This window comes from Streptomyces sp. NPDC006134, assembly GCF_040628835.1.
In the GTDB taxonomy this organism is placed as follows: domain Bacteria; phylum Actinomycetota; class Actinomycetes; order Streptomycetales; family Streptomycetaceae; genus Streptomyces.
The window spans coordinates 1-5,764 of record NZ_JBEXTV010000127.1 but is presented as its reverse complement, the minus strand read 5'-3'; the positions used below and the strand labels follow the sequence as shown (position 1 = coordinate 5,764).

Genomic DNA, 5,764 nt, shown 5'->3' with positions numbered 1-5,764 from the left:
CGACGTGCCGAGAGAGCCCAATGGAAAATAAATCCCCTATGTCTTATTTGTTGGAATCGGAGATAGTGTACAGAAACCGGCTCTGGCTCCAGTAAAGCCGCAGGTCACCCAGTCTGCTCCCCGCACCCGCGGGGATGGTCCCCGTTCATATCCCTCTGCTTCCTTGTGAGTTGCCTGCTCCCCGCACCCGCGGGGATGGTCCCAGCGGCGTACGCATCTCCGCCGGACGCGCCGGCTGCTCCCCGCACCCGCGGGGATGGTCCCACACGAGTTCGCCGGTGAGCACGTCGCGGCCGCTGCTCCCCGCACCCGCGGGGATGGTCCCCCTCGCCACCATTACGTGGCTCGTGGCGAGGGCTGCTCCCCGCACCCGCGGGGATGGTCCTACCGCGACGAGCTGTCTGCCATAGCCGATTTCCTGCTCCCCGCACCCGCGGGGATGGTCCCACGCCCGCATAGAGGATGGGGACGGCATCGATCTGCTCCCCGCACCCGCGGGGATGGTCCCAGGTCGCCGGTCTTCCCGGCCGGGTCGTAGTCCTGCTCCCCGCACCCGCGGGGATGGTCCCTGGAACGCCTCGGACAGCACCTCGGGGCGGCTCTGCTCCCCGCACCCGCGGGGATGGTCCCGGACGGGACCGGCCTACCTCGCGTTAGGGGGACTGCTCCCCGCACCCGCGGGGATGGTCCCCGGAACCCGCACCCAAGGTGCAGGCCCCGGCCCTGCTCCCCGCACCCGCGGGGATGGTCCCCACGGACACCCCGGCGGGCTGCTCCCCGCACCCGCGGGGATGGTCCCTCCGGAACGGTCCCCACGGACACCCCGGCGGGCTGCTCCCCGCACCCGCGGGGATGGTCCCGGGCCAGCGACACGGCACGCGATCCGCCGTACCTGCTCCCCGCACCCGCGGGGATGGTCCCCGTACCGCCCCACGCACCGCAGGAGCGTTCGACTGCTCCCCGCACCCGCGGGGATGGTCCCGATGTCTACGACGAGGTCGGACGCCGCCTGGGCTGCTCCCCGCACCCGCAGGGATGGTCCCCGTCCCGTCCGATGAGTCGGCGTCGGCCCTCACCTCCTCACTCGGAAGGCATAGCGGTGAACGCAGAGCAGTGGAACGCCCGCTCCCCGATCGGCACGCGCGTGATGGCGTACCCCAGCGTGTGACCGGAGGGCCCGCTCACGGGCGCGTATCAGGAGCGCGCCGCAGCCGGCCGCCTCATCGGCGATCGGAACGCCGACCCGTGCCGGAGACTGAGCCTCTTCCATCTTGATCAGGTGGCGAGTTCGAGGGCGACGACGGCTCGGACGACGGCTGTGATCCGGGTGGTGCTGCAGCGGAGTTTCCGCAGGAGCCGCTAGGACTTGAGGATCGCCATGGCGCGTTCACCGAGACTGCGGATCTTCGCGTGGTCCCGATTGTGACGGCGGCGCCAGCCGCGCAGATGCTTGCCACGGATCGGGACGCGGATCGCAGGGCCGGCGCCCTGTTACGCCTTGTCGGCCCAGCACTTGATGTCGTCTGCGGCAAGGGCGGCGGGAATGCCGTGTGCCCGCGCCGCGGTTAGGTCGTGGGCGGCTCCCGGCAGTGCGTCCGAGGCCCGGATCAGACGCCCGGCGGGATCGCGAGGACCTGCACGTTCATCCCGTGGTGCTTCTTCTTCCCGGAGTAGTACGGCCGGTCGGCGGCGATACGGCTGATCGGCAGCACGGTGCCGTCAGGATCACGTACGCCTTCTTCCGGACGGTCGTCATGGCCTGTTCCAGCGTAGGCGCGAGGGCAGCCAGGAGGTCGACGGCCTCGCGCGTGTAGCGGTAGGCCGTGGCGATCCCGATGCGGAAGCCTGTTGCGAGGCGGGCGTAGGTGTCGCCGCAGCGCAAGCGTGCCAGGACGAGCAGGGCCTGCCGGCCGCAGGTGAGGCGACGCCAGCGGGAGCCGATACGACGGCGGTGACCTGCGAGGAGATCGGAGAGGTGTTGCAGGGTGCGGCTGGACAGATCGATGCCGGACGGGTAGACAAGCACGCGAAAGCTCCCGGCGAACTGGTGATCTTGGTCGAGAACCCGTCTACCAGGAGCTTTCTTCATACCCGCCGCCGGGGTCACCCGCCCAACCACTCATCAGGTTGGAAACGGCTCAGTGTCGAGAACGCCAATCTTGAGACCGAGGACCTGACGTTCATCAACGGTGGCATCCTGGTCTGGCTCCCCGGGGGCAAGACCCACGACGAGGAACAGAATCTCGTGCTCATGGACTGGCCGGACCTCCAGCTCGTACCGCGGCTCACCCGCTGGCTCGACTACATGGTCGACCAGGGCGTCACGTCGGGGCCGGTGTTCCGGCGCGTCCTCAAGAACGGCAAGGTGGCCACCGCAGAAACCCGGGCGAAGACAGCCGCAACCCGGGGGCCACACCTTTGAGGGCAGACCGTCAACGAGCGGGTGAAGCACTGGTTCAGCGCGGCCGGGCTGGTGACCGACGGCCGGCACGTTTCCTCCCAGGGCGTCCGCGCGGGCGCGGCTACTGATTTGGCCCAGCGCGGCGCCACCGACGAGGAGTCTGGAGAGGGCCGGCCGCTGGAGGCCCGGGTCACGTGTACCTCGCACGGTGTACGTGCGCCCGCCCAGGCCGAGAAGAACGACCCGTTTGTCAAGGTTCCCGTTCACGGCGTGGCGGCGTGGCGGCTCGTCAACGGAAGACCCCGCTCCTGGAGCCAGGAGCGGGGTTCGTCCGTCCCCGCGAAGCCGATCGCGGGGTACCGTTCTGGTGTCGAAGCAGAACAGGAGCCAGTATGCACGCTCTGCCCGAACACCACATCGGCGTGAGGCTGAAGCGGTTGCGCCTCGAACGCCACCTCACCCAAAAAGCAGTCTCGGACCTGACCGGGGTCCCGTACAGCACGTACACAAAGACCGAGCAAGGTGTCATCGCCGCCACCCCCCACGTCATCGCAGCCTTCGCCCGTGGCCTGCGGATCGACGTCGCCACAGTGATTGGCCAGCCCTACGTCGACGAGCTGCGGGCCGACGAACTCGACGTCCTGATAAGGCCTATCAGGGAGGCTCTCGACATCTACGACCTTGGGGCCGACCCTGACATCCAGCCGCGGCGACTTGAGGAACTCAACGACGACGCCGAGGCGCTGTTGGTAGCCGTACGCGCGGGCGAAATCAAGCAGGCCGCCAGCAACGTCGCCGGGCTCATCGAGGAGGGCACCACCGCCGCTCATTCGTTGAACAGCACAGAGGGGTGGCTGACACTCGCGTCGTTCTACCGCACGGCCTACGACGTCGCCACCAAGCTCGGGTATGCGGACCTCGCCCAGCTCTCGCTCGCCCGCATGGACTGGGCTGCACAGCGAGGCTCTGATGCCGTCCTCGGCGGCATGTACCAGTACCTCCGTGCCCTCACGTACCTACGCGAGGGCAAGTTCAAGATCGGACAGCGTCTCGTGACCAGGGGACTGTCCACGCTCCAGCAGGCGGACAGGTCCCGCGAACGCGAAGTCGTCACCGGACAGCTCCACCTGGGCGGCGCGGTGATGGCCGGCCGGGCGCACAACCAGGACCAGGCCCTGTCCCACCTCGAAGAGGCGGAGCGGATCGCCGAGGCGACCGGAGAAGCAATCAAGGTGCACTACCTGACCTTCGGCCCAACCAACGTTCAGGTGCACCGGGTCTCCGTACTCGCTGAGCTCGACGAGTACGGCAAGGCGGTTGAGGCCACCAACGGACTCACCATCCCGAAGGACTGGCCGAAGTCTCGCACCAGTCACCACTACGCCGAGGTCGCTCGTGCGCAGATGTGGACCAACCAGCTTGAGGCCTCGTTCCAGAGTCTCCTCAAGGCCCGCAAGGCGGCTCCGCAGCAAGCGAAGTACCACCCGACGGTGCGAGAGACGTACGCCGGCCTCGAAGCGGCCCATCGCCGTCTCCCGGAGAGCTTCTTGTCGTACGGATCGTGGCTCAGCTCCGGAACCGGACAGGTCGCCTGACTCGTCATTACTATCAGTCAGACTTTGGCCCCAACTAACATCAACTCGTGATAGTTGGGGCCTAGTTGTCGGCCCACCATGTCGTCACTGCCCTTTCGACATGGAGCCGACCATGACGACGCATCTCGCGGTCCAGGAGCGCACCCGTCGACGCGCGCCTGCTGACGCCGCCCTGGAGATGATCTGCCCAAGAGGCATCGAGACAGCCCTCGCACTGTCGATCGAGCGGCGCCCTGATCCTGGCGTCGAGGGCCTCTCCAGGGCCGACGCGGCGTGGCCGAAGCGTTTGCGCCGCATCGTCCACGCGAGCCTCACCTACTGGGGCCGGCCGGAGCTGGTCGGGACGGCGAAACTCCTGGTGACCGAGCTGGTCACCAACGCCTTCCAGCACGCCGACGGCGTCGACATCGGCGTTCGCATGTACGTCCGGGACGACTACCTCGTGATCGAGGTGAACGACGGAACCTCGCTCGCCCCCGTGCCGCGCCGCCCTGGCCCCGACGAAGAGAGAGGCCGCGGGCTGCTCCTGATCGAGTCGCTCGCGGAGTCATGGGGTGTGAGCGCAGACGGCACAACCACATGGTGCACGCTCCCCATGACCAAAGGACCTTCCGGCATGGAACCCGCCGCTGTGACCGCGCCGGTCTTGCGCGAGGTGCTGCTGCACCTGCCGGCCAACCCCAGTGCCGTGATGGCCGCCCGCATCGCCGGCCGCACCAGGCTCACGATGTTGGACTGGCCCGGGAACGGCCACACCGCCGTCGACGTCCTTGGCTGCCTCGTCGACAACGCCGTGGCGTACAGCCTCACGCCGGGAAAGGCCGGACAGAAGCTCTCCGCTCGTCTTGGCGTCACCGAGGCTCACGAGCTCGTCATCGACGTCACGGACCCGTCCCCGCGGTTCCCGAACTTCACCGACGCCATCGACGGCACGCTAGGCCGGAGCCTGTGGAAGGCGCGAGAGCTCGGCGCCCGGGTCTCGTGGTTCGTCACTCCCGACTTCGAAGGCAAGACCGTACGCGCCATCATCAAGCCGGGAGAGGTGGACCGGTGAGAGCCCCGGCCACGGCGCTGCCGACCGGCGCCCAGATGCAGGACCTGATCGAGCCCACTGGCGAGCCGAGGAAGCCGGCCGCCGACATGGCCGTCCTCGCCCAGGTGATCCGCACCCTCCTGGACGTCGAGGCCCGCCGCGATATCCGTGTCCGGCTGGGGGGGCAACCTCTCCGATGTCGTCATCACCAGCGCAGGGCTGCAGGTCCGCCGCGCCGTCGCGGTGATGGACCAGGCCCAAGGCGGCTGCGGGCCCGTGGCCGAGGACCCCGAGAACGGGTGGCTGTACTGGCTGGTTCCACCCGGGTCGGCCGACCGGTGGGCGCCGCGCTCCCACGCTGTGTGCCTCGGCGCGCCCCACATGATCACCCTGCCGTCCCTGAACCGGACCGCGCCGCCGGGCCCGTACTGGTGCAGGCCGTCGGCGAGCGACCGGCTCGTCCCGCTGGGACCGCTCCGCAAGGCACCGGAGCAGTTCCGGCCCGAGCCGGCACCGCACGCTGCCCTCGCGGCCCGTCTCGGCGTCAGCCACTGAGACGCCGTGCCCGTCGACGAGTGACACCCCGGGACGTCGACGGGCACGGCCACCCTCCCTGCGGCCGGGCGGATCCGGCCCGGCCGCAGGCCCCATCACAAAACGAGTCCCCGGAGGGTGGAATGTGGCTGCGGGCTGTTAAGGCCGACGAGCGCGCGGAACCCCGGCGGGGGGGGGAGT

General features: G+C 69.0%; 4 protein-coding genes, 1 pseudogene and 1 CRISPR repeat array. Of the genes and pseudogenes, 4 read left to right on the top strand and 1 reads right to left on the bottom strand.

The genetic code is table 11. The annotated features are described in order from the left end of the window. Positions 1-113: 113 nt before the first annotated feature. Positions 114-752: direct repeats of the CRISPR family, unit length 29 nt; unit sequence CTGCTCCCCGCACCCGCGGGGATGGTCCC. A gap of 523 nt (positions 753-1,275) precedes the next feature. Continuing rightward, a pseudogene (locus tag ABZ340_RS36250) lies at positions 1,276-2,026 on the bottom strand (transposase family protein). Here ABZ340_RS36250 and ABZ340_RS36245 point away from each other — a divergent pair. The 4 genes from ABZ340_RS36245 (at position 1,952) to ABZ340_RS36230 (ending at position 5,584) form a co-directional block, all read left to right on the top strand. After that, entirely contained in the window at positions 1,952-2,422 is a 471-nt protein-coding gene (locus tag ABZ340_RS36245; protein WP_358786154.1) for a hypothetical protein, read from the top strand. The pseudogene ABZ340_RS36250 and the gene ABZ340_RS36245 overlap by 75 nt on opposite strands. 371 nt (positions 2,423-2,793) lie before the next feature. Beyond that, positions 2,794-3,996 carry a helix-turn-helix transcriptional regulator gene (locus tag ABZ340_RS36240; RefSeq protein ID WP_358786153.1) on the top strand — a complete coding sequence of 401 codons (1,203 nt, stop codon included), beginning with the start codon at positions 2,794-2,796 and terminating at the stop codon, positions 3,994-3,996. 112 nt (positions 3,997-4,108) lie between these two features. Next, positions 4,109-5,050 carry an ATP-binding protein gene (locus tag ABZ340_RS36235; RefSeq protein WP_358786152.1) on the top strand — a complete coding sequence of 314 codons (942 nt, stop codon included), beginning with the start codon at positions 4,109-4,111 and terminating at the stop codon, positions 5,048-5,050. A 147-nt stretch (positions 5,051-5,197) separates the two neighbouring features. Then, a complete protein-coding gene (locus tag ABZ340_RS36230) occupies positions 5,198-5,584 on the top strand; it encodes a hypothetical protein (RefSeq protein ID WP_358786151.1) in 387 nt (128 codons plus the stop codon). The last annotated feature ends 180 nt before the right edge of the window (positions 5,585-5,764 follow it).

What these genes read in the sequence shown, in the direction of transcription:
- ABZ340_RS36240 (WP_358786153.1), top strand. Translation starts at nt 2,794, where the DNA reads ATGCACGCTCTGCCCGAACACCACATCGGCGTGAGGCTGAAGCGGTTG.
- ABZ340_RS36235 (WP_358786152.1), top strand. Translation starts at nt 4,109, where the DNA reads ATGACGACGCATCTCGCGGTCCAGGAGCGCACCCGTCGACGCGCGCCT.